Raw genomic sequence first — 19,232 nt, 5'->3', positions numbered from 1 at the left:
TCATAGTGATATAACCACAATTTTAAAAAAATATTTTAATTATTCGTTGAACGGAAAGGCTAGGGTACTCTTTTTATGATTCTGATGTTTTTCCTAGTAGGTTTTCCGCAAATACACTGGGGTCAATGGCATTATTTACGTTATAGTCACCTATTTTGGTTCTCCTAAGTTCAGATAAATGCCCTCCACTCTGTAATGCTTGCCCCAAATCATGTGCCAAAGATCTAATATAAGTGCCTTTGCTGCAAACAATTCTAAATTTAACATCTGGTAGCTTCATTTCGGTAATCTCAAAGACGGAAACGTTAACGCTTCTCAGTTTTATCTCTACTTCTTTACCTTCCCTAGCATATTCGTATAGACGTTTGCCATCTTTTTTTAATGCTGAAAATACAGGTGGACGTTGTTCAATATCACCAATAAACTGGGGAAGGGTTTCTTTTAGTAGTGCTTCCGTGATATGTTCGGTAGGGTAAGTTTTATCTACTTCGGTTTCCAAATCATAAGAAGGAGTTGTGCCACCTAAGGTAATCGTACCTGTGTATTCTTTTACTTGTCCTTGAAGTTCTGTAATTCTCTTGGTGAATTTACCCGAGCAAATAATAAGTAGTCCGGTTGCTAAAGGATCTAAAGTTCCGGCATGCCCAATCTTAAACTTCTTGAGTTTGAACTTGGTGCGAATAGCCCATTTTAATTTATTTACCGCCTGAAAAGAAGACCAACCCAGTGGTTTGTCTATAAGTAATATTTGTCCATCAAGAAAGTCTTCTTGGGTGCGCGAATCCATATAAATAAGTATTAATCTCTGTTGCGAATAACTGAAAACCGTCTAGCCTAAATAACCGTAGGCAATAGCGATCAGTCCAACAACAAAGCAGTAAATGGCAAAGTAAGAAAGTTTGCTCTTTTTTACTAATTGGATCATCCAAGTACAGGCAGCAAGACCGGCTAAGAAAGCGGCAATAAAACCTGCACCCATGGCAACATTGTTTCCGCCGTCAAAGTTTAGGTCGCCACTCATAAGGTCTTTTCCTATTTTACCAAAAATAAGAGGTACGACCATTAAAAATGAAAAACGAGCTGCTTTGGTTTTGTCAACACCTAGTAATACTGATGTAGAAATGGTAGCACCACTTCTAGAAATACCTGGTAACATAGCAATGGCCTGAGATACACCTACAATAAAGGCGTTCTTAAAGCTTACTTTTTTATCGGTGTCTTTTGCTTTGTCAGCAAAGTATAAAAGAACAGCCGTTATCAAAAGCATAAAGCCTACGAAACGAACATTCCCGCCAAAAAAGGCTTCCAGTTGTTCTTCAAAAAAAAGACCTACAAAAACTGCAGGTAACATAGATATGATAATTTTTACAGAGAATTGAGCTTCTTCGTTCCATTTAAAGGTAAGGAGTCCACTAATAATTTCCCATATATCCTTTCTAAAAACTACAATAGTACTCAAAGCGGTTGCTGCATGAAGTACAACTGTAAATAAAAGGCTTTCTTCAGGAACGGAATTGTCACCTAAAATAGCTTTTCCTAATTCTAAATGCCCACTTGATGATACTGGTAAAAATTCGGTCAATCCTTGAATGATACCGAGAATGATTGCGTCTAGCGTCTCCAAAATTATTTTTTCTTCTTGTGCGGATTCAACAATATGGCATATATCTCAATACCTAATCCAATTAATACTAGGGTAGGTGCTAAGCGTATTCTTCTAAAGCTATAGATGTCTTCATTAAATGCATTAGGGTCATCACTGCCACCACCACTCATAAGTATAAAGCCTAAGGCTATAAATGCAAGACCCACAAAAAAGAAGGTATAGTTCTTTTTCTGAAAAATGAATTCTTGTTTACCCTGCTGGCCTGTATGTTCTACTTGTTTCTTACCCATGCTGCAAATTTAACGAAGTTCTACTTAAAAAAGTTTATGGTCGTAAAGGTTTATTGTTAGGATGGTCTTAATAGTAAAGTTCATCGGTTCTGAGATTCAGAAACCGTTGTGTTGCAAAAAACGTACTGATCAAAGAGATGAATATCCCCAAAACAAAGATGGCTCCGTAGAGTATACCCAGTTGCTCAAGGTCCTTAAAAAGCTCTAGTTCGGGAAAGTTTTGGTCTAAATAATATAATGCTCCCGTTAACGCTAAAAGTGCAGTTAATGCGCCTAAGATCCCCAGTTTAATATTCATCCATATAAAAGGCCTACGTATAAAAGTTTTGGTAGCACCTACCATTTGCATGGTTTTAATGATAAAACGTTTGGAGTAAATGCTTAAACGGATGGAGCTATTGATAAGCAAAATGGCAATAAAAGTAAGAATACCACTGGCAATCAAAATCCAAAAACTAATGCGTTTTACGTTTTCACTCAGTAGACCAACTAGAGGTTTGTCATAGCTAACTTCTTCCACATACGTCTTTTTGGCAAGATTGGTAGCTAAAGAATCTATTTCTTGAGGCGTAACAAAATCTGCTCGTAACTGCACATCAATGGAGTTTTTAAGCGGATTGTAGCCTAAGAAATTCTGAAAATCCTCGCCTATTTCCTCGCTATGCTGTTTGGCGGCATCTTCTTTGGAAACGAAGACAGCGCTCTTGGTGTGTTCTTGCTGTAAGAGATTTTTTTGGAGTTGGTCTATTTCAGACTCTTTGGCTTCGTCTTTTAAGAAAATAGAAATGGTGATCTGCTCCTTAAAGTGATCTGCCATTTTTTTGGTATTGATAACCAAAAGCCCCAAAATACCTAGTAAAAATAAAACCAAAGCAATGCTCAGTATCACCGAAAAATACGATGATATTAATTTTTGTTTCTGATACTGTTCAAAAGACTTGCCCATAAGCGTGTATGCGACCGTAAATTTAGGAAAGTAAATTGAATAAACTTATTTTTGGGCAACATTGAAAAGAAAGATATCAGCATGCACTACGATTTCAAGGAAATAGAGAAAAATTGGCAAGACTTTTGGGCCAAAAACGAAACGTTCAAAGCCAAAAACAATTCCGATAAGCCAAAATACTATGTTTTGGATATGTTTCCTTACCCTTCGGGTGCCGGATTGCACGTGGGGCATCCGCTTGGTTATATAGCCAGTGATATTTATGCACGCTACAAAAGGCATAAAGGTTTTAATGTTTTGCATCCACAGGGGTATGATTCTTTTGGTTTACCTGCAGAACAGTATGCAATTCAAACAGGTCAGCATCCGGCAGTAACTACCGCTGCTAATATTAAAACATACAGAAGACAGTTAGACCAATTAGGTTTTTCTTTTGATTGGAGCAGAGAGGTACGTACTTCTAGTCCCGAATATTACAAATGGACGCAATGGATATTCATACAAATTTTTAATTCTTGGTATAACAAGGATACGGATAAGGCGGAAGATGTAGAAACGTTGATTGCTAAATTTTCTGCGGATGGCAATGCCAATGTAAACGCTGTTTGTGACGATGATATTGAATCATTTTCTGCAGCTGATTGGAAAGCTTTCTCTGATGTTAAAAAACAAGAAATATTATTACAATATAGATTAACGTACTTGGCAGATACCGAGGTAAACTGGTGCCCTGCGCTAGGTACGGTATTGGCGAATGACGAAATAGTAAACGGTGTGTCAGAACGTGGTGGTCACACTGTAATACGTAAAAAGATGACCCAATGGAGTATGCGTATTTCTGCGTATGCACAACGTTTATTAGACGGATTGAATACGGTAGATTGGCCACAACCATTAAAAGATTCGCAGACCAATTGGATTGGTCGTTCTCAAGGAGCTTCAGCAGTTTTCAACGTAAAGGACCATGATGAAAAAATAGATGTTTTTACAACTAGACCCGATACTATTTTTGGGGTAAGTTTTATGACTTTGGCGCCAGAGCATGAGTTGGTTTCTAAAATAACGACTGAAGTTCAAAAAGCTGAGGTAGAAGCGTATATAGAAGCAACTGCAAAACGTTCGGAACGTGATCGTATGGCAGATGTGAAGACTATTTCAGGTGCTTTTACCGGTGCATATGCAGAACATCCATTTACAAAAGAACCTATTCCAATTTGGATTGGGGACTATGTATTGGCAGGTTATGGAACTGGTGCGGTTATGTCCGTACCATGTGGTGATCAAAGAGATTATGACTTCGCAAAGCATTTCAATATTCCTATTCCTAACATATTTGAAGGTGTAGATATTTCTGAAGAAGCACATGCTGATAAAGATAAAACGGTTATTGCGAATTCTGATTTCCTAAACGGATTACCGTATAAGAAAGCTATGAAATTAGCTATCTATGAATTAGAGAAATTAGGGCAAGGCGAAGGAAAAATAAATTACAGATTACGTGATGCCGTATTTAGTCGTCAAAGATATTGGGGAGAACCTTTCCCAGTGTATTATGTAGACGGGATGCCTCAAATGATTGAAAAAGAATTCTTGCCTATTGCGTTGCCAGAAGTTGAAAAATACTTGCCCACAGAGACAGGAGAACCGCCATTAGGCAATGCTGAGGTTTGGGCTTGGGATACGGTAACCAATACCGTTGTAAACAATAGTGAAATAAATAATAGCACTGTGTTTCCGTTGGAATTGAATACCATGCCGGGTTGGGCTGGTAGTTCACAGTACTTTAACCGCTACATGGATCCACACAATGAGAATGAAATTTTCTCTAAGGAAGCAATTGACTACTGGCAAGATGTAGATTTATATATTGGTGGTAGTGAGCACGCTACAGGCCACTTGCTGTACAGCCGTTTCTGGCAGAAGTTTATGTTCGATAAAGGTTTGGTGCCCAAAGATGAGTTTGCTAAAAAGCTGATTAATCAGGGTATGATAACTGGTACTAGTGCTTTTGTTTACAAAGTGCGGTTTGAAATAACGCAAGCAGATGAGTTTTATGATAGAGATGAAGTTGAAAAGTTTCATGCAGAACTTATAAGTAACAACCCAATTTTCATTTCTAAAAACCTTGTAGATAAATTGTTGGCTTCCGATAATCCAGAGAATTTTGAGTTTCTGACTAGAAAAGTCGAAGGGAAACTTAATGAATTAGAAGATTTGGCGAGAAAGAAATTTCCAAAAGTGGAGGTTCTTCGGGTAGAATTGGATTTAGGAAAAAACTTTTTAATGCCTCTTCATGTCAAAGTAAATTACGTAAATGCTTCAGATGAACTAGATATTCACAGTTTAAAAACGGATGATGAATTTGGGGAAGATTTTGAGAAAGCTATTTTTATTGGTGAAAAAGGAGAAATTATTGACGGTAAAAATGATGTTTACAAAGTAGGTCGTGAAGTCGAAAAAATGTCCAAGTCGAAATACAACGTTGTAAATCCTGATGCTATTTGTGAAGAATATGGGGCAGATTCATTGCGTTTGTATGAAATGTTCTTGGGGCCATTGGAGCAATCCAAACCTTGGAATACAGCAGGTATTACGGGAGCTCATGGTTTCTTAAAAAAACTATGGCGTTTGTATCATTCGGGTGCTGAGGGCGCTTTTGCAGTTTCAGAAGATGAGCCGTCAAAAGACAGTTACAAGACTTTACATAAGACTATTAAAAAAGTAGAAGAAGATATAGAGAACTTCAGTTTTAATACATCGGTATCTACTTTTATGATTGCCGTGAACGAATTGGGTGCTCAGAAATGTAGTAGTAGAAAGGTGTTAGAGCCGTTGGCTATTTTGGTATCGCCTTATGCACCTCATATTGCCGAAGAACTTTGGAAGCAATTAGGTCATGAAGGTTCGATTTCTACGGTAGACTTTCCAAAATTTGAGGAGAAGTACTTGGTGGAAAGTAGTAAAGAATATCCGGTTTCCTTCAACGGAAAAATGCGCTTTAAACTAGAGCTTCCTTTAGATTTAAGTAAAGATGAAATTGAAGCAGCGGTAATGGCTCATGAAAAAACAGCGCAGCAATTGCAAGGGCGTACGCCTAAGAAAGTAATTGTAGTGCCAGGTAAAATTATAAACATCGTAGGATAAGTATCAGGCATACGGCTACCAACTAAGCATAGCAAATGGATAAGATTGAAATTCTTGGGATGGTGGCCGCTGTTTTAACAACGGCCGGTTATGTGCCGCAGGTCTACAAAACGTGGCGTGATAAGTCCACTAAAGATATTTCACTTAGTACGTACCTTATTCTTTTTTTAGGAGTTGTGTTATGGTTTACATACGGACTTATGATAAACAGCCTACCAGTTACTTTGGCGAATGCTATTACAGGTTGTCTCCTTTTCTTCATGTTAATATTGAAATTCAAGTACAAATAACCCATAGACATTTTGGCAGAATGATTACCTGAAATCTCCTAAATGTAACTTGGCGGGGTTTTTGCTTTCCAATATAACAGATAATTAAACGTTTTCTCTAAGCAAAGCTGCCTCACTGAGCGTAGTCGAAGTGAGCGCAGACAAGATGAGAGGTTTTTGATTATCTTTAAATTTAAATCTTTAAAAGGAATACAGTTATGATGGGATATTATATTTTAATTGGAGCCATAGCTCTAGTTAGCTGGCTAGTAAGCAGAAAGCTTAAGAGTAAGTTTAAGTTTTATTCTAAGGTGCATTTAAGCAACGGAATGAGCGGTGCGGAAATTGCTGAGAAAATGTTGGCAGACCATGGTATACGAGATGTAAAAGTAGTTTCTACAGCAGGTATGTTAACGGATCATTACAATCCAAAAAATAAAACCGTAAACTTAAGTGAGGGTGTTTATAACCAAAGAAACGCATCTGCAGCAGCAGTAGCGGCACATGAATGTGGGCACGCTGTACAACATGCGCAAGCTTACCGATGGTTAACTATGCGTTCACAATTAGTACCTGTAGTGAGTGTTACTTCCGGCATGTCTATGTGGGTCGTTTTTGGTGGGTTGATGTTAGGTGCTGCGGCAGGTGTTGGATTTGGATATTGGGTTGCAGTAGCCGGTCTTGTTATGATGGGTATGGCAACTTTATTCAGCTTTATAACCTTGCCTGTAGAATATGACGCTAGTAACCGCGCATTGGCTTGGTTAAAAGCAAAACATATAGTGACTCCAGAGGAATATAAAGGATCCGAAGATGCTTTAAAATGGGCGGCACGTACCTATTTGGTAGCGGCAATTGGTTCATTGGCTACTTTAGTCTATTGGGGCATGCAAGTGCTTGGAGGAAGAGACTAGTTTTCTTAAACTTATTAAAATACAAAAAGGCTGTCTAGATATTCTTAGACAGCCTTTTTTTGCTTGAGTTAGCATGAAAATTGTTTACTCAACAGATATACGTTCGTCTATCAGTTTCAATGCAATACCATCTCGTCCCATAATTTCAAATAGGTCAAGGATGTCTCTCATTGTTTTTTCTTCTTCTAATTGTTCGGTAATAAACCACTGCAAGAAATTCTCAACGCCAAAGTCGCTGTTCTTTTTGGCAGCTGCAACTATTCTGTTAATTGATTTAGTTACATCTATTTCTTGGCTCAAAGCGGTTTCAAAAACCTCCTCTAAAGATGAGAAATCGTGATTTGTGCTTTCTATGGCAGGAGATATGGCGTTACCACCACAGTCATTAACGAATTTAAAAATTTTCATCATGTGCTCTCTTTCCTCAGCAGCTTGCTTATACATAAAGCCTGCGCTTTGGTTGTAACCACGTTGATCACACCAAGAGGCCATGGCTAAATATGAGGCAGATGCTCTTCCTTCCATCTGTATTTGGGCATTGAGCATATCCATGCTTTCTACCTTAATACTCATTTGTTGTCTAGCTATATCTTTCATTGTCTTTTTCTTTACTTAACGTAAAGTTATCATAAAAGAGTGCGTATAACTAGGGCATTAACCTATTTATAACGGATTTTAGACTGATTAAAAATAAAGAAATCTACGCTCTAGAGGTAAGTGAAGGGGTCTGAGCGGCAATGTCAAGCAAGAAAAAAGCTCCTGTAAGCAACTCTTTAAGGTCTAGAACTTCAAGAGTGTTTAAGATGAAAAGGTGTTCTCTATTGCAAAGCGATACTATTTCAAACCCATGCGGATTGGCATCTTCATCAAAATGGTCTTCAATATTAATGCTCCAAACCTTTTGTCTAAGAGCAAGTAGTTGGCAAAAAGACAAACGCACCAGCTTCTGACCAAGGTCTATATAAAAGCACCTCTCCTTATCGGATTGGAAAAATGTATAGTAATGTGATGAATTAATGCGTTCCATTGGGAACAAAAATAATCCTTATTTAGATTTAATACAAATATTAGATCTGAATTTGTCGATCAATTTGTTGGGCCAGAGAAATAAAGGTTTCCGTACGAGAAACACCTTCTATTTGTTGAATTTCTTTATTCAGAACATGCATTAGGTGCTCATTATCTCTACAGAGTACTTTTATAAGAATAGACCAGTTACCTGTGGTGTAATGACATTCAAGAACTTCAGGAATTTTTTCCAGTTGTTTCACCGCAACGGGGTTACTCATTGCTTTGTCCAAGTAAATACCAATGTAAGCCATGGTATGATAACCCATTACTTTTGGGTTGATGATAAATTTTGAACCGGCCAACAATCCAGAAGATTCTAGCTTTCTAAGACGTTGATGAATAGCAGCACCAGATATACCAATATTTCTGGCAATCTCAAGAATAGGCTTTCGGGCATCTTCCATAAGATACCTTAGAATCTTTTTGTCAATTCCGTCAATTTTAACTTTATCGTTACCTAGTTTCATGAGCTGAGTTTCAAATTGATGGTAAAAGTAGCTATTATTGTTTGAATTTTAAAGTATGGAAAAGGTGGGTTTAATCGTGTGTACTGACTAATCTCCATTAGAAACAGAATCAGGATTGTAACCTAAATACGGTACTTCCAGCTCCTTAAAATCGATACAATAAGATTTAAGTTCTTTCAAAATAGGCTCGTAAACCTCCTTTTTAATAGGAATTTGAACGCCGGGAGTCGTTATTTTTTTATTCAGAATAGCTAAGGTCGCAATGGCGACGGGTAGACCTACGGTTTTGGCCATGGCAGTATAAGTTCTGTTTTCGCCTATAACCACCATATTAGCATCAATTTGAAGCTTTTTACCATTTAGCTCATAGCCAAACTTATGATACATAACAATCATGTCCTTATCAGAATCGGCTAGCGTCCAGCTATCTTCAAGAATATGTTGTAGTATCTGTGCCGGCGTAGCATTTTGTAATGGAATAATTTTTTGGTCGTCAAAGAGGTTAAGCTCCAATACCTTTTCCCACATTCTATCATCTTGATCAATTTTAAGATAGTGACGTAGTTTCAACTCAACAGAATCTGTTGGTGAATAAGGTAGAAATAGGTTGGTGAATTCGCGATAAGACATGTTTTCGGAATTCTCAACAGAGTAACTGTCATCGGTCATGCCTAATTGCACGAACATGTTCCATGCTTTAGAGAAACCTGTTCTGCGCATAGTACCTCTATATAAAGTAAGCACATCTTCAAGACCGTATGCTTCTCTGTAATCTAATGAGTTTCTGTTGGCATAACCTTCAAAACGGCCGTAACCCTTGACATTAAAAAACTCTGTACGACGAAAGAGTTTGTGATAGGGTACGTATTTATAAGTACCCTCTTGAATGAATTTAGCAGCACCACCTTGTCCTGCTAAGACCACGTTTCTTGGGTTCCAGGTAAATTTATAGTTCCAAAGGTTATTGTCGCTTTCTGGAGCTACCAATCCGCCACAAAAGGATTCGAATAATATTATTTTTCCACCTTGGTCTCTAATCCTATCAATGATTTGCATGGCACTCATGTGATCTATACCGGGGTCTAAACCAACTTCATTCATAAAGACAAGCCCTTTTTCTTTTACGGCATTATCTAAATCTCTTAAGGTGTCACTAACATAGGAAGCGGTTACAAGGTGTTTGCCCAAAGCAAGGCAGTGTACGGCAATTTTGCTGTGTAAAAATGCAGGAAGCATAGAAACTACAATATCACTTTCTGTTATAGCTTTTTGTCTGGCAGCTTCATTTTGTATGTCTAGTTCAATTACGTTACAGTTCTTATGATTTCTAATGGCTTCCGAAATAGATTCAGGTTTTAAATCACCAATGGTTAGGTGAAGTTTTTCTTCTTCAGATTTTTCAAGAAAATAGTCTAGAAGGTAGGAGGTAGATTTTCCTGCACCGATAACAAGTATATTTCGCGACATTTAGTTTTGTACTTTTAGTATGTATAACGGTTGACTAAGGTAGTGATTGTTATATTTATAAAAAAATAGAGTATAAAAGTTATGAACAAAACAATTTGTCTTACAGGAATTGTATTAGGTAGTACTGCAGTCATATTAGGTGCTTTTGGTGCCCATGGCCTGGAAAAGTTAGTAGATGCCAATGCCATCCAAACTTTTGAGACGGGAGTAAAATACCAAATGTACCATGCCTTGCTTTTATTGGTTTTAGGCAGTATGAAACAATTGCCCGAAGCTAGCAAAAAGTTAATTTTTTATTTTGTCTTAGCAGGTATTTGTTGTTTTTCTTTTTCCATTTATTTATTGGCAACAAACAGTTTGACTGCGTTTGATTTTAAAGCCATAGGCCTGGTAACTCCACTTGGTGGCACGCTACTCATAATTGCGTGGAGTATATTCGGCTACCGAGTTTATAAACATTTTGACTAATAAATTCTTATTTATAACCGTATAAAGTTATTATTTTGATAATTTTGGTATCTAAAAGAAACTCTCAACTAACAATTCTTTAAAAAATGGAAAAATCTATTTCTTTAAAATCGTACGGTATTACGCACGAGAATCTGCATTATCAGTTATCGCCTTCCGAATTAGAGGCCATTACGCTAGAAAGGAAAATGGGCAAAAAAGCATCGTCTGGTGCTTTGGCCGTAAACACAGGCGAATTTACGGGAAGGTCTCCAAAGGATAGGTTTATTGTAAAGGACGCCATTACAGAAGAAAGGGTTTGGTGGGGCGATATCAATCTTCCATTTGAGCCGGCTAAATTTGATGCGCTTTACGATAAGGTTATTGCTTATCTAAATGAAAAGGAATTGTTTGTTCGTGACTGTTATGCGTGTGCAGACCATAATTACCGGATGGATATTAGGGTAATTAATGAATATCCTTGGTCCAATCAATTTGCATACAATATGTTCATCCGTCCTACGGAAGAAGAACTTAAGAATTTTGATGCTGAATGGACCGTTATTAACGCACCTGGTTTTATGGCCGATGCTAAAGTAGATGGAACAAGGCAGCATAATTTTGCCATTTTGAACTTTACCAGAAAAATTGCATTGATAGGAGGAACCGGTTATACTGGGGAAATCAAAAAAGGGATTTTCTCAGCTCTGAACTTTATACTTCCAGTAGAGAAGAATACCATGCCAATGCATTGTTCTGCAAATGTTGGTAAAGATGGCGATACAGCTATATTCTTTGGTCTTTCAGGAACAGGAAAAACAACCTTATCTACTGATGCCTCCCGAAAACTTATTGGAGACGATGAGCATGGTTGGAATAATGAAAATGCAGTTTTTAATTTTGAAGGTGGTTGTTATGCCAAGGTCATAAACCTATCTCAAGAAAATGAACCTGAAATTTTTGGGGCCATCAAGAAAGGAGCAATCCTAGAGAATGTTGTCATGGATGAGGCCGGCAATGTAGATTTTGCCGATACTTCCATTACTCAGAACACAAGGGTGAGTTACCCTATCTATCACATAGACAACGTACAAAGACCATCTATAGGAAAGAATCCTAAGAATATATTCTTTTTAACTGCGGATGCTTTTGGGGTACTGCCTCCAATATCAAAACTAACACCTAGTCAGGCGGCTTATCACTTTATTTCTGGTTATACCGCTAAAGTTGCAGGTACAGAAGCAGGGGTTGTAGAACCTATACCTTCTTTCTCAGCTTGTTTTGGTGCTCCGTTTATGCCATTGCATCCAGCTAAGTATGCCGAGATGCTAAGTAAGAAAATGAAAGATGCCGGTGTTAACGTATGGTTGGTCAATACAGGGTGGACAGGTGGTCCCTATGGTGTTGGAACCCGTATGAAACTTAAGTATACCCGCGCTATGATTAACGCTGTTCTAAACGGCGATTTAGGGCTTTATAATTATGATGATTATCATATACACTCCGTTTTTGGAGTAGCGCAACCAAGGGAATGTCCTGGAGTACCTTCAAGTGTGCTTAGTCCGCGAACTACTTGGAACGATGATAAAGCTTATTACACCACGGCCTTTAAGTTAACGAATGCCTTTAGAGAGAACTTCAAACAGTTTGAAGATTTTGCTAGTGAGGAAATCCGTCGCGGTGGTCCACAGCGTTATGCTTTTTAGTTTTTTTTAGAAATATAATACCATTAAAAAACCCTTTGTTCAAATTGATGAACAAAGGGTTTTTTATATTGTACTAAGTAAGAATTCTTACTTCTTATTTGCTGTGTGAATGTACTTCTGAAGTGCCATGGTCATAGATGGTGTTTCAGGCGTTGGAGCCTTAATATCTATACGAAGACCGGCAGTAGTAGCAGCATCAATAGTTGAGTTGCCAAATACAGCAATTCTAGTTTCTTTCTGCTCAAAATCAGGAAAGTTCTGCAATAATGATTCAATGCCTGAAGGGCTAAAGAATACCAAGATGTCATAATACACATCTCTTAAGTCAGATAAATCACTGATTACTGTTTTGTAAAAAACAGCTCTTTTCCACTCAATGTCAATTCCGTCCAATATTTCAGGTACAATTGGTTTTAAAGCATCAGAAGAAGGTAATAAAAACTTCTCGCCTTTATATTTTTTAAACAAAGGAACCATTTCTATAAAGTTACGTTTACCTACATAAATCTTACGTTTACGGTAAACGACGTATTTCTGTAAGTAGTAAGCTACGGCTTCTGACTGGCAGAAGTATTTCATAGAATCAGGAACCTTAAAACGCATTTCTTCTGCAATCCTAAAAAAATGATCAACAGCATTACGGCTAGTTAAGATAATTGCCGTGTAGTTGTTTAAATCTATTTTTTGCTGACGTACATCTTTAGCGTCAACACTTTCGACGTGAATAAAGGGTCTGAAGTCAACTTTAACTTTTTCTTTATCTATCAGTTTCGAATACGGTGAGTTCTCCATCTTCGGTTCTGGCTGAGAGACCAAAATCGTCTTTACTTTCATATAAACCTATTGTTTAAGATAACTACCTATGATTACAAACGGGGAAATTTCGAGAGCGCAAAGGTACAAAATAAAATAGAAAAAGTAGGAGGTGATAAATTTTTGGTGATTCCTTAACACTGTTACCCATCCAATTACGTTAATTAACAGGACTAATAAAATAGCAACATATACTACAATCTCCGAGCCCTGCGTCACGTAGGCTAACATAACGTTGGCTAAGAACATGATAATACCACTGTAGTTCAGATAGGATAATTTCTTAAAAATTAGTTCGCTAATGGTCTTTCCTGACCCAAAAATGAACCCGTTGCTCATCTGTAAGATTATTTTTACGAGGATAAACCCTAAAATGCACGCTAAAATAATAGGATACATAAACGGATAAACATCATTGGTATCTCCTCTTAATATTTGCCTAGCCAAGAAAACGAACAATGAAAAATTAATCACTTGGAAAATGGTGAAAAATATGTGGAACCAGTTCATCAACTTCTCTTTCTTATTATACATAAAGATGTACTTGTTGTTGAACGGGAGTATAATGAAATTCAAAAAACGGCTATAGAACAAGCTCTTGGCAAGTACTAAGAACACTATGCTGCTAATGAGTATAATGGTAATCCAATCGGCAGTTCCTGCAGTTCGTAGTATGGGGTCCATCATTTTACTTTTGTGTTTTTTCCGTTAATTCCGTAAATAAGTCCATTCTCCATAATACCTATTCTAACGTAGGTTGGGTCTTTTAATTCTCTAGGCTCCGGAAATTTAAAGGTATAGGTAAGCGTGTCTTTGGCTCCGATACTAGTAATATTAGGGTCATTTAATTTAGGTATGATAGGTAGCCTGTCCTTTACGATTTTAAAATCGGTCATATAGGCTACATTAAACTGGAGCTTGTTTAAGTCTATGTCAAAATCATAAGGATTGTACAATTGAAAGATTTGTTCTTGGCCCGCTTTAAAATCTACTGGTTCCTCCAAGAGTGTTTTAAGTTTTCTAAAAGACTCAAAGTTATCTATGTATTTACCGTACATTTTACTGCCATCTTCCTTGGTGAAGATTTCATCTGCATCTGTAGCGCGACCGGATAAATATAAAATCTTTTGATGCTGTACTTTGGGTTCAGAATCATCAATTGAATATTGGTTGAGCCGGTAACTTTCATTGTTTAATGAATAGGTATTGTTTCCTGAATAGAATTCAAAGATTGGAGCATTTCTATATGAATTTTCAAAAACCAAAGGCATATTGCCAATCTTTTTCGCCACATCTTTTACAAGCCCTATATTACCGTGAGTTTCATAATAAATAGGGGACATTGGTTCGTAAACGAGTCCAATTCTCAGGTAAAGGATAATGGCAATATTCACCAATCCCATTCTGTAAATCCATTTTTTTGCAATTTCGTTTTCCATCATAAACCGGAAAACGATTATAATTAATGGAATGGAAATAACAATAATCCACTGTGTTTGTATCCTCCTGTTGAAGCTTGATATAAAGAAAAAGATAAGTACACCATAAACTAAGAATAGTAGAGCTCTAGTGAATTTGTCATTTGCCCTGGCTTTAAAAAGACCCCAGTATACCCAGGGGAAGGTTAAACCAAACAATGCTACTAGGTTTACAAAATAACCAAGGGTGTATTTTTTGAAATTGTAGGGGTCATTAGGGCGGTCAAAAAGATGATAGTTTATAGTAACGTAGTCATTTTGGGATAGCCATATAAAATGTGGTACATAACAAAGTAGTGCAACGAAAACAGAAAGCCACGCATATTTGTTAAAGACTAATTTTATGTTAGAGAGTAGAATAAATATGATAACAAGAGCCGCATGGTATTTACTGTACATAAGGCCTGCCATAGTAATACCCATAATTATACCCCAAAATAAGCTAGGTTTTTCTAGGAATCGTTTGTAGACATATAGCAAAAGGGCTGTAAAAAATAGTAGAGGTGTGTCTGGTAGGGTAAAAAATCCATAAGCGTTCAAAAGGGTCATGGAGTAGGCGAGTACAAAAAAGTGTACTACGTAATCTTTCTTTTTTGGATTGTCTATGGTACTCCAAAGAATAAACAGTGTAGCGGTAGAGAGTACACAACTCATAAAGCGGACTCCTAGCTCCCCGTCAAAAAAGAAACCGCTAATTTTAATAAGTAAGGCCACTAAAGGAGGGTGGTCAAAATACCCCCAAGATAGTTTTTCGGCATAATGCCAATAGTAAGCCTCATCAAAAATAAGCGGAGTAAAATAGGATTGAAGTAGGTTTATTAAAAAACCAATTCCTAATAGAATAATAAAAATTCGGGGCAGTTTAGACTTCATTGTTTAATCAGTATCTCAAATTAAGGCATAGCCTATCATATTAACAACGCTCAAAATTACAAATTCTGATAGATAGCGAACCTTTAAAAATATCACAATTTGATAGTTGGCATTTTTCGGTGACTTTTAAAATGCTATTTTTGTCTAAACTCAAGCAAATACGTGTCAGACAGTATAGTTATTATCCCCACTTACAATGAGATAGAGAACATTGAAGCTATTATTAGAGCTGTCTTTGATCTTAGTAAAGATTTTCATGTTTTAATTGTTGATGACAATTCACCTGACGGTACCTCTAAAAAAGTAATTGAGCTACAGGAAGAGTATGCAGGAAAGCTTTTTTTAGAAGTTAGAAAAGAGAAAGCTGGCTTAGGTACGGCATATATTCATGGTTTTAAATGGGCTATCGGAAAGAAGTATGACTATATTTTTGAGATGGATGCCGATTTCTCCCATAACCCGCAAGATTTATTAAGGTTATACAGAGCGTGTGCCAATGGTGCAGATGTTGTAGTTGGCTCTCGTTATAAAAAAGGGGTAAACGTGGTAGACTGGCCATTGTATCGCGTATTGTTGTCCTATGGGGCTTCATTTTACGTTAAGATGATAACCGGAATGCGCGTGCACGACCCTACGGCTGGTTTTGTGGTGTATAAACGTCATGTTTTGGAAAACATCAATTTAGATTCCGTTCGTTTTATAGGGTATGCCTTCCAAATTGAAATGAAATTTAGGGCCTATCTTAAGAATTATAAAATTGAAGAAGTGTCCATCATATTCAGAGATAGGGTAAGAGGACAATCAAAAATGACATCATCTATTATAAAAGAGGCCATCTTTGGTGTTTTCATGATGAAAATACGAAGTATGTTCCAAAAATCTAGATTTTAGTATGGGGAAAGTATTGATTAAGAATGCCAAAATCGTAAACGAAAATTCAACTTTTGAAAGCGATGTACTGCTTCAAGATGATTTAATCGTGAAAATTGCGGTCAATATTTCCGATGATACCGCAAAAGTAATCGATATTAAAGGCAAGTATCTTTTGCCGGGAGTTATAGATGACCAAGTACATTTTAGAGAACCAGGGCTTACTCATAAAGGTGATATAGCCTCAGAGAGCAGGGCAGCTGTAGCAGGTGGTATAACCACGTATATGGAGCAGCCCAACACTACCCCGCAAACGACCACCATAGAAAAACTAGAAGAAAAGTTTGAGATGGGAGCTAAGTCTAGTTTCGCCAACTACTCTTTCCTTTTTGGAGGTACCAACGATAATTTGGAAGAATTAAAACGATTAGATAGAAATGCCTGCTCTGGTGTTAAGCTATTCTTAGGGTCTTCTACAGGGAATATGTTGGTTGATGATGAGGTGGTCATAGAAGAAATTTTTAGAAATACAGAAATGGTAATTTCTACCCATTGTGAAGATGAGGGTACAATAAAGAGAAACCTTGCAGCGTATAAAGAAAAGTACGGAGATGACATTCCTATAAAATATCACCCTAAAATTCGTAGTGAAGAGGCATGTTACCTTTCTTCATCAAAAGCCATAGAGTTAGCGAAGAAAACGGGAGCTCGTCTTCACGTTTTTCATTTATCCACAGGAAAAGAAACGGAATTGTTCAGAAATGATATTCCGTTAGAACAGAAAAAAATTACTGCTGAGGTCTGTGTACACCACTTGTGGTTCTCCGAAGCAGATTATGACACCAAGGGTACTTTGATCAAATGGAACCCAGCAGTGAAAACGGCAGCGGACAGAGACCAGTTATGGAAAGCATTATTGGATGACCGTTTAGACGTTATTGCTACGGATCATGCACCTCACTTGTTTAGCGAAAAAGAGAATGTTTACACTAAAGCTCCTTCTGGCGGTCCGTTGGTGCAACATGCACTTACAGCATTGTTAGATAAGGTTCATGAGAACGTCATCTCTTTGGAAAAAGTGGTGCAGAAAATGTGTCACAATCCGGCTATACTTTTTCAGATTGAGAAGCGAGGTTATATTAGAGAAGGGTATTATGCAGATTTGGTAGTTGTAGATATGAACGCTCCTTATGAGGTAACCAAAGCAAATATTGCATATAAATGTAAATGGTCTCCTTTTGAGGGTACTACGTTTAAGTCTTCTGTTACGCATACTTTCGTAAATGGTCATTTGGCCTATGAAAACGGAAATTTCTCTACAGAAAAAAATGCCAAGCGGTTAACATTCAATAGATAATATGAGATTTTTAGCAATCATTTTGATATTCTTTTCATTTACTGCTTGTAATGAAAAGCTTTTGGAGGAGCCTAAAAATCTGATTCCAAAAGAGAGAATGGTTGAGATACTTCAAGATTTAGCCATTGTAAATGCAGCTAAAACAACCAATTTACAGGTGCTTAGAGATAATGGTGTAGAACCTATGGACTATATTTTTAATAAGTATAGTATAGACAGTCTGCAATTGGTAGAAAGTGATCGTTACTATGCTTCGCTACCGGTAGAGTACGAAAAAATCTATAAAGAAGTTGAAGCCAATCTTGAGCGTGATGCTAAAGCGTTAGAAGATCAGAAAAAGATAAATGATAGTCTTAGAGTAGCGAAAGAAAAAATTAAGCGAGAAAAAGAAAAGGCAGAAAAAGCTACTGATACTCTTCCTTAAACCGTTCACAGCAAAACGAAATGGTCTCGTCTAGGGTTTCGAACTCAAAATTAAGATCTTTTTTAATTTTTGTATTGTCGTAAACTTCGCGATGCTTTAAAGAGTGAATGGAATTTTTAGTGATTCTCCTCCCATTCTTTAGAAACAGATTTTTAAGCCAATCGAGCCATCTGCCTATTTCAAGTTGCCAAAATTTTAATTGAACAGATGGAGGTTTAATGCCAAACTCTGTAGTGATTTTCGTAAGAATCTCCTTGAACGTTAAATTCTCTGCTACGGCAATATAGCGCTCGTTTATAATCTCGGAATCCATTAAAGAAATCATCATCTTAACCACATCATGAACGGTTATGAAACCTGTTCCACCCGGAGGATAAAACCGATATCCTTTTTTAGCAACAGTAAACAAATCGCCACTACCACTATGCCAGAATCCTGGACCTACAATAACACCAGGATTAACCATAACTACTGGAAGGCCTTCTTGTGAGCCACGCCAAACTTCCATTTCTGCAGCCTGTTTTGTGAGCCCGTATACGTTGGCTTCTCTAGGTGTCCATGCGTTTTCTTCGTCTGCCATGGCATCCCCCAAACTTTTACCAATGGCACCAATTGTGCTAGTATAGCATAGTTTTTTAACCCCATTTGCAATACAGAGGTTTACAATGTTCGCGGTTCCTTCTGTATTTATTTTTTCGAGGGTGTCAAATTTTTGTGGATCAAAAGAAATTAGTGCGGCGGTATGGTAGACTTGGGTGATTTGGTCAAAAGCAATTTCTAGGGCAGGAACGTCAATAATATCAGCTTCTACCCATTCAATTTTATTAAAGAGAATTTGGGCATCGTCTGTATAATAACCAAAAATCTTAACTACGCGCTTAAGATCACTGCCCTTTCTGTGTATGGCCCTAACGGAAATACCGTTCTGTACCAATTTCAATAAAAGATGTGAGCCTACTAAGCCCGTTCCCCCTGTAACCAATACCATGCGCCAAAGTTAGCGAATAGCAGGGAATAAATTCCTGTATTAATCAAGGGTCAGGCAATGATTTACTTTTATATTTGTAGTCAAATTTCAGATTAAACGGAC

20 protein-coding genes are annotated in these 19,232 nt (G+C 37.3%); 8 read left to right on the top strand and 12 right to left on the bottom strand.

Annotated elements, in window-relative coordinates:
* Positions 1-73: 73 nt before the first annotated feature.
* From truB to HW347_RS15695, 4 genes are all read right to left on the bottom strand, one after another.
* Complete coding sequence (gene truB / locus HW347_RS15710; protein WP_214612695.1) at positions 74-787, bottom strand: tRNA pseudouridine(55) synthase TruB; 714 nt, start codon at positions 785-787, stop codon at positions 74-76.
* A 42-nt stretch (positions 788-829) separates the two neighbouring features.
* Complete coding sequence (locus tag HW347_RS15705) at positions 830-1,624, bottom strand: undecaprenyl-diphosphate phosphatase (RefSeq protein WP_214612694.1); 795 nt, start codon at positions 1,622-1,624, stop codon at positions 830-832.
* 2 nt (positions 1,625-1,626) lie between these two features.
* On the bottom strand, positions 1,627-1,896 hold the full coding sequence (locus HW347_RS15700) for a DUF3098 domain-containing protein (RefSeq protein WP_214612693.1): 270 nt from the start codon (positions 1,894-1,896) through the stop codon (positions 1,627-1,629).
* A 67-nt stretch (positions 1,897-1,963) separates the two neighbouring features.
* Positions 1,964-2,842: a cell division protein FtsX gene (locus HW347_RS15695; protein WP_214612692.1), complete on the bottom strand. Its 879-nt coding sequence runs from the start codon at positions 2,840-2,842 to the stop codon at positions 1,964-1,966.
* An 81-nt stretch (positions 2,843-2,923) separates the two neighbouring features.
* Between HW347_RS15695 and HW347_RS15690 the strand changes: the two genes are divergently transcribed.
* The 3 genes from HW347_RS15690 to HW347_RS15680 all read left to right on the top strand — a co-directional run bounded on the left by HW347_RS15690 (position 2,924) and on the right by HW347_RS15680 (position 7,169).
* The gene (locus HW347_RS15690; RefSeq protein WP_214612788.1) at positions 2,924-5,986 is read left to right on the top strand and encodes a leucine--tRNA ligase; all 3,063 of its coding nucleotides are present in this window, start codon (positions 2,924-2,926) and stop codon (positions 5,984-5,986) included.
* Between the two features lie 35 nt (positions 5,987-6,021).
* Positions 6,022-6,276, top strand: coding sequence for a SemiSWEET family sugar transporter (locus HW347_RS15685; protein ID WP_194552100.1), 255 nt, complete (start codon positions 6,022-6,024; stop codon positions 6,274-6,276).
* 197 nt (positions 6,277-6,473) lie between these two features.
* Positions 6,474-7,169: a zinc metallopeptidase gene (locus HW347_RS15680; protein ID WP_214612691.1), complete on the top strand. Its 696-nt coding sequence runs from the start codon at positions 6,474-6,476 to the stop codon at positions 7,167-7,169.
* 84 nt (positions 7,170-7,253) lie between these two features.
* Here the strand turns inward: HW347_RS15680 and HW347_RS15675 are convergent, their stop codons facing one another.
* The 4 genes from HW347_RS15675 to HW347_RS15660 all read right to left on the bottom strand — a co-directional run bounded on the left by HW347_RS15675 (position 7,254) and on the right by HW347_RS15660 (position 10,174).
* Positions 7,254-7,766: a ferritin gene (locus tag HW347_RS15675; protein WP_214612690.1), complete on the bottom strand. Its 513-nt coding sequence runs from the start codon at positions 7,764-7,766 to the stop codon at positions 7,254-7,256.
* Between the two features lie 103 nt (positions 7,767-7,869).
* The gene (locus HW347_RS15670) at positions 7,870-8,196 is read right to left on the bottom strand and encodes a hypothetical protein (protein WP_214612689.1); all 327 of its coding nucleotides are present in this window, start codon (positions 8,194-8,196) and stop codon (positions 7,870-7,872) included.
* 40 nt (positions 8,197-8,236) lie between these two features.
* Positions 8,237-8,707, bottom strand: a complete 471-nt coding sequence (locus tag HW347_RS15665) for an Lrp/AsnC ligand binding domain-containing protein (protein WP_155594960.1) — start codon at positions 8,705-8,707, stop codon at positions 8,237-8,239.
* Positions 8,708-8,794: 87 nt separating this feature from the next.
* Positions 8,795-10,174, bottom strand: coding sequence for a saccharopine dehydrogenase family protein (locus HW347_RS15660; protein ID WP_214612688.1), 1,380 nt, complete (start codon positions 10,172-10,174; stop codon positions 8,795-8,797).
* Positions 10,175-10,255: 81 nt separating this feature from the next.
* Here HW347_RS15660 and HW347_RS15655 point away from each other — a divergent pair, with 81 nt between their 5' ends.
* Together HW347_RS15655 and pckA are read left to right on the top strand one after the other, a co-directional pair.
* Complete coding sequence (locus HW347_RS15655) at positions 10,256-10,642, top strand: DUF423 domain-containing protein (RefSeq protein WP_214612687.1); 387 nt, start codon at positions 10,256-10,258, stop codon at positions 10,640-10,642.
* Between the two features lie 86 nt (positions 10,643-10,728).
* Positions 10,729-12,327: a phosphoenolpyruvate carboxykinase (ATP) gene (gene pckA / locus HW347_RS15650; RefSeq protein ID WP_214612686.1), complete on the top strand. Its 1,599-nt coding sequence runs from the start codon at positions 10,729-10,731 to the stop codon at positions 12,325-12,327.
* Between the two features lie 87 nt (positions 12,328-12,414).
* Here pckA and HW347_RS15645 read toward each other — a convergent pair whose 3' ends face one another.
* The 3 genes from HW347_RS15645 to HW347_RS15635 are packed head-to-tail and all read right to left on the bottom strand — an operon-like array spanning position 12,415 to position 15,491.
* On the bottom strand, positions 12,415-13,161 hold the full coding sequence (locus HW347_RS15645; RefSeq protein ID WP_214612685.1) for a uroporphyrinogen-III synthase: 747 nt from the start codon (positions 13,159-13,161) through the stop codon (positions 12,415-12,417).
* 6 nt (positions 13,162-13,167) lie between these two features.
* Positions 13,168-13,827, bottom strand: a complete 660-nt coding sequence (locus HW347_RS15640; RefSeq protein ID WP_225901946.1) for a DUF4271 domain-containing protein — start codon at positions 13,825-13,827, stop codon at positions 13,168-13,170.
* A complete protein-coding gene (locus tag HW347_RS15635; RefSeq protein WP_214612684.1) occupies positions 13,824-15,491 on the bottom strand; it encodes an ArnT family glycosyltransferase in 1,668 nt (555 codons plus the stop codon). Before HW347_RS15635 ends, HW347_RS15640 begins: the two co-directional genes overlap by 4 nt.
* 162 nt (positions 15,492-15,653) lie before the next feature.
* Here HW347_RS15635 and HW347_RS15630 point away from each other — a divergent pair, with 162 nt between their 5' ends.
* Genes HW347_RS15630 through HW347_RS15620 form a run of 3 tightly spaced genes read left to right on the top strand, consistent with a single transcriptional unit; the run spans position 15,654 to position 18,142 of the window.
* Entirely contained in the window at positions 15,654-16,382 is a 729-nt protein-coding gene (locus HW347_RS15630; RefSeq protein ID WP_214612683.1) for a polyprenol monophosphomannose synthase, read from the top strand.
* Position 16,383: 1 nt separating this feature from the next.
* Positions 16,384-17,718: a dihydroorotase gene (locus HW347_RS15625; protein ID WP_214612682.1), complete on the top strand. Its 1,335-nt coding sequence runs from the start codon at positions 16,384-16,386 to the stop codon at positions 17,716-17,718.
* 1 nt (position 17,719) lies between these two features.
* The gene (locus tag HW347_RS15620) at positions 17,720-18,142 is read left to right on the top strand and encodes a DUF4296 domain-containing protein (protein WP_214612681.1); all 423 of its coding nucleotides are present in this window, start codon (positions 17,720-17,722) and stop codon (positions 18,140-18,142) included.
* Here the strand turns inward: HW347_RS15620 and HW347_RS15615 are convergent.
* The gene (locus HW347_RS15615) at positions 18,123-19,130 is read right to left on the bottom strand and encodes an NAD-dependent epimerase/dehydratase family protein (RefSeq protein ID WP_214612680.1); all 1,008 of its coding nucleotides are present in this window, start codon (positions 19,128-19,130) and stop codon (positions 18,123-18,125) included. The two genes, HW347_RS15620 and HW347_RS15615, sit on opposite strands and share 20 nt — an antisense overlap.
* Positions 19,131-19,232: the final 102 nt, after the last annotated feature.

This window comes from Zobellia barbeyronii, assembly GCF_018603515.1.
GTDB classification, from domain to species: domain Bacteria; phylum Bacteroidota; class Bacteroidia; order Flavobacteriales; family Flavobacteriaceae; genus Zobellia; species Zobellia barbeyronii.
Note: the sequence above shows the minus strand (reverse complement) of the source record. Positions and strands in the feature narration are given on the sequence as shown.

Coding starts and splice junctions, on each gene's coding strand:
- truB (WP_214612695.1), bottom strand. CDS start 787: ATGGATTCGCGCACCCAAGAAGACTTTCTTGATGGACAAATATTACTT.
- HW347_RS15700 (WP_214612693.1), bottom strand. CDS start 1,896: ATGGGTAAGAAACAAGTAGAACATACAGGCCAGCAGGGTAAACAAGAA.
- HW347_RS15695 (WP_214612692.1), bottom strand. CDS start 2,842: ATGGGCAAGTCTTTTGAACAGTATCAGAAACAAAAATTAATATCATCG.
- HW347_RS15690 (WP_214612788.1), top strand. CDS start 2,924: ATGCACTACGATTTCAAGGAAATAGAGAAAAATTGGCAAGACTTTTGG.
- HW347_RS15685 (WP_194552100.1), top strand. CDS start 6,022: ATGGATAAGATTGAAATTCTTGGGATGGTGGCCGCTGTTTTAACAACG.
- HW347_RS15680 (WP_214612691.1), top strand. CDS start 6,474: ATGATGGGATATTATATTTTAATTGGAGCCATAGCTCTAGTTAGCTGG.
- HW347_RS15675 (WP_214612690.1), bottom strand. CDS start 7,766: ATGAAAGATATAGCTAGACAACAAATGAGTATTAAGGTAGAAAGCATG.
- HW347_RS15670 (WP_214612689.1), bottom strand. CDS start 8,196: ATGGAACGCATTAATTCATCACATTACTATACATTTTTCCAATCCGAT.
- HW347_RS15665 (WP_155594960.1), bottom strand. CDS start 8,707: ATGAAACTAGGTAACGATAAAGTTAAAATTGACGGAATTGACAAAAAG.
- HW347_RS15660 (WP_214612688.1), bottom strand. CDS start 10,174: ATGTCGCGAAATATACTTGTTATCGGTGCAGGAAAATCTACCTCCTAC.
- HW347_RS15655 (WP_214612687.1), top strand. CDS start 10,256: ATGAACAAAACAATTTGTCTTACAGGAATTGTATTAGGTAGTACTGCA.
- pckA (WP_214612686.1), top strand. CDS start 10,729: ATGGAAAAATCTATTTCTTTAAAATCGTACGGTATTACGCACGAGAAT.
- HW347_RS15645 (WP_214612685.1), bottom strand. CDS start 13,161: ATGAAAGTAAAGACGATTTTGGTCTCTCAGCCAGAACCGAAGATGGAG.
- HW347_RS15640 (WP_225901946.1), bottom strand. CDS start 13,827: ATGATGGACCCCATACTACGAACTGCAGGAACTGCCGATTGGATTACC.
- HW347_RS15635 (WP_214612684.1), bottom strand. CDS start 15,491: ATGAAGTCTAAACTGCCCCGAATTTTTATTATTCTATTAGGAATTGGT.
- HW347_RS15625 (WP_214612682.1), top strand. CDS start 16,384: ATGGGGAAAGTATTGATTAAGAATGCCAAAATCGTAAACGAAAATTCA.
- HW347_RS15620 (WP_214612681.1), top strand. CDS start 17,720: ATGAGATTTTTAGCAATCATTTTGATATTCTTTTCATTTACTGCTTGT.
- HW347_RS15615 (WP_214612680.1), bottom strand. CDS start 19,130: ATGGTATTGGTTACAGGGGGAACGGGCTTAGTAGGCTCACATCTTTTA.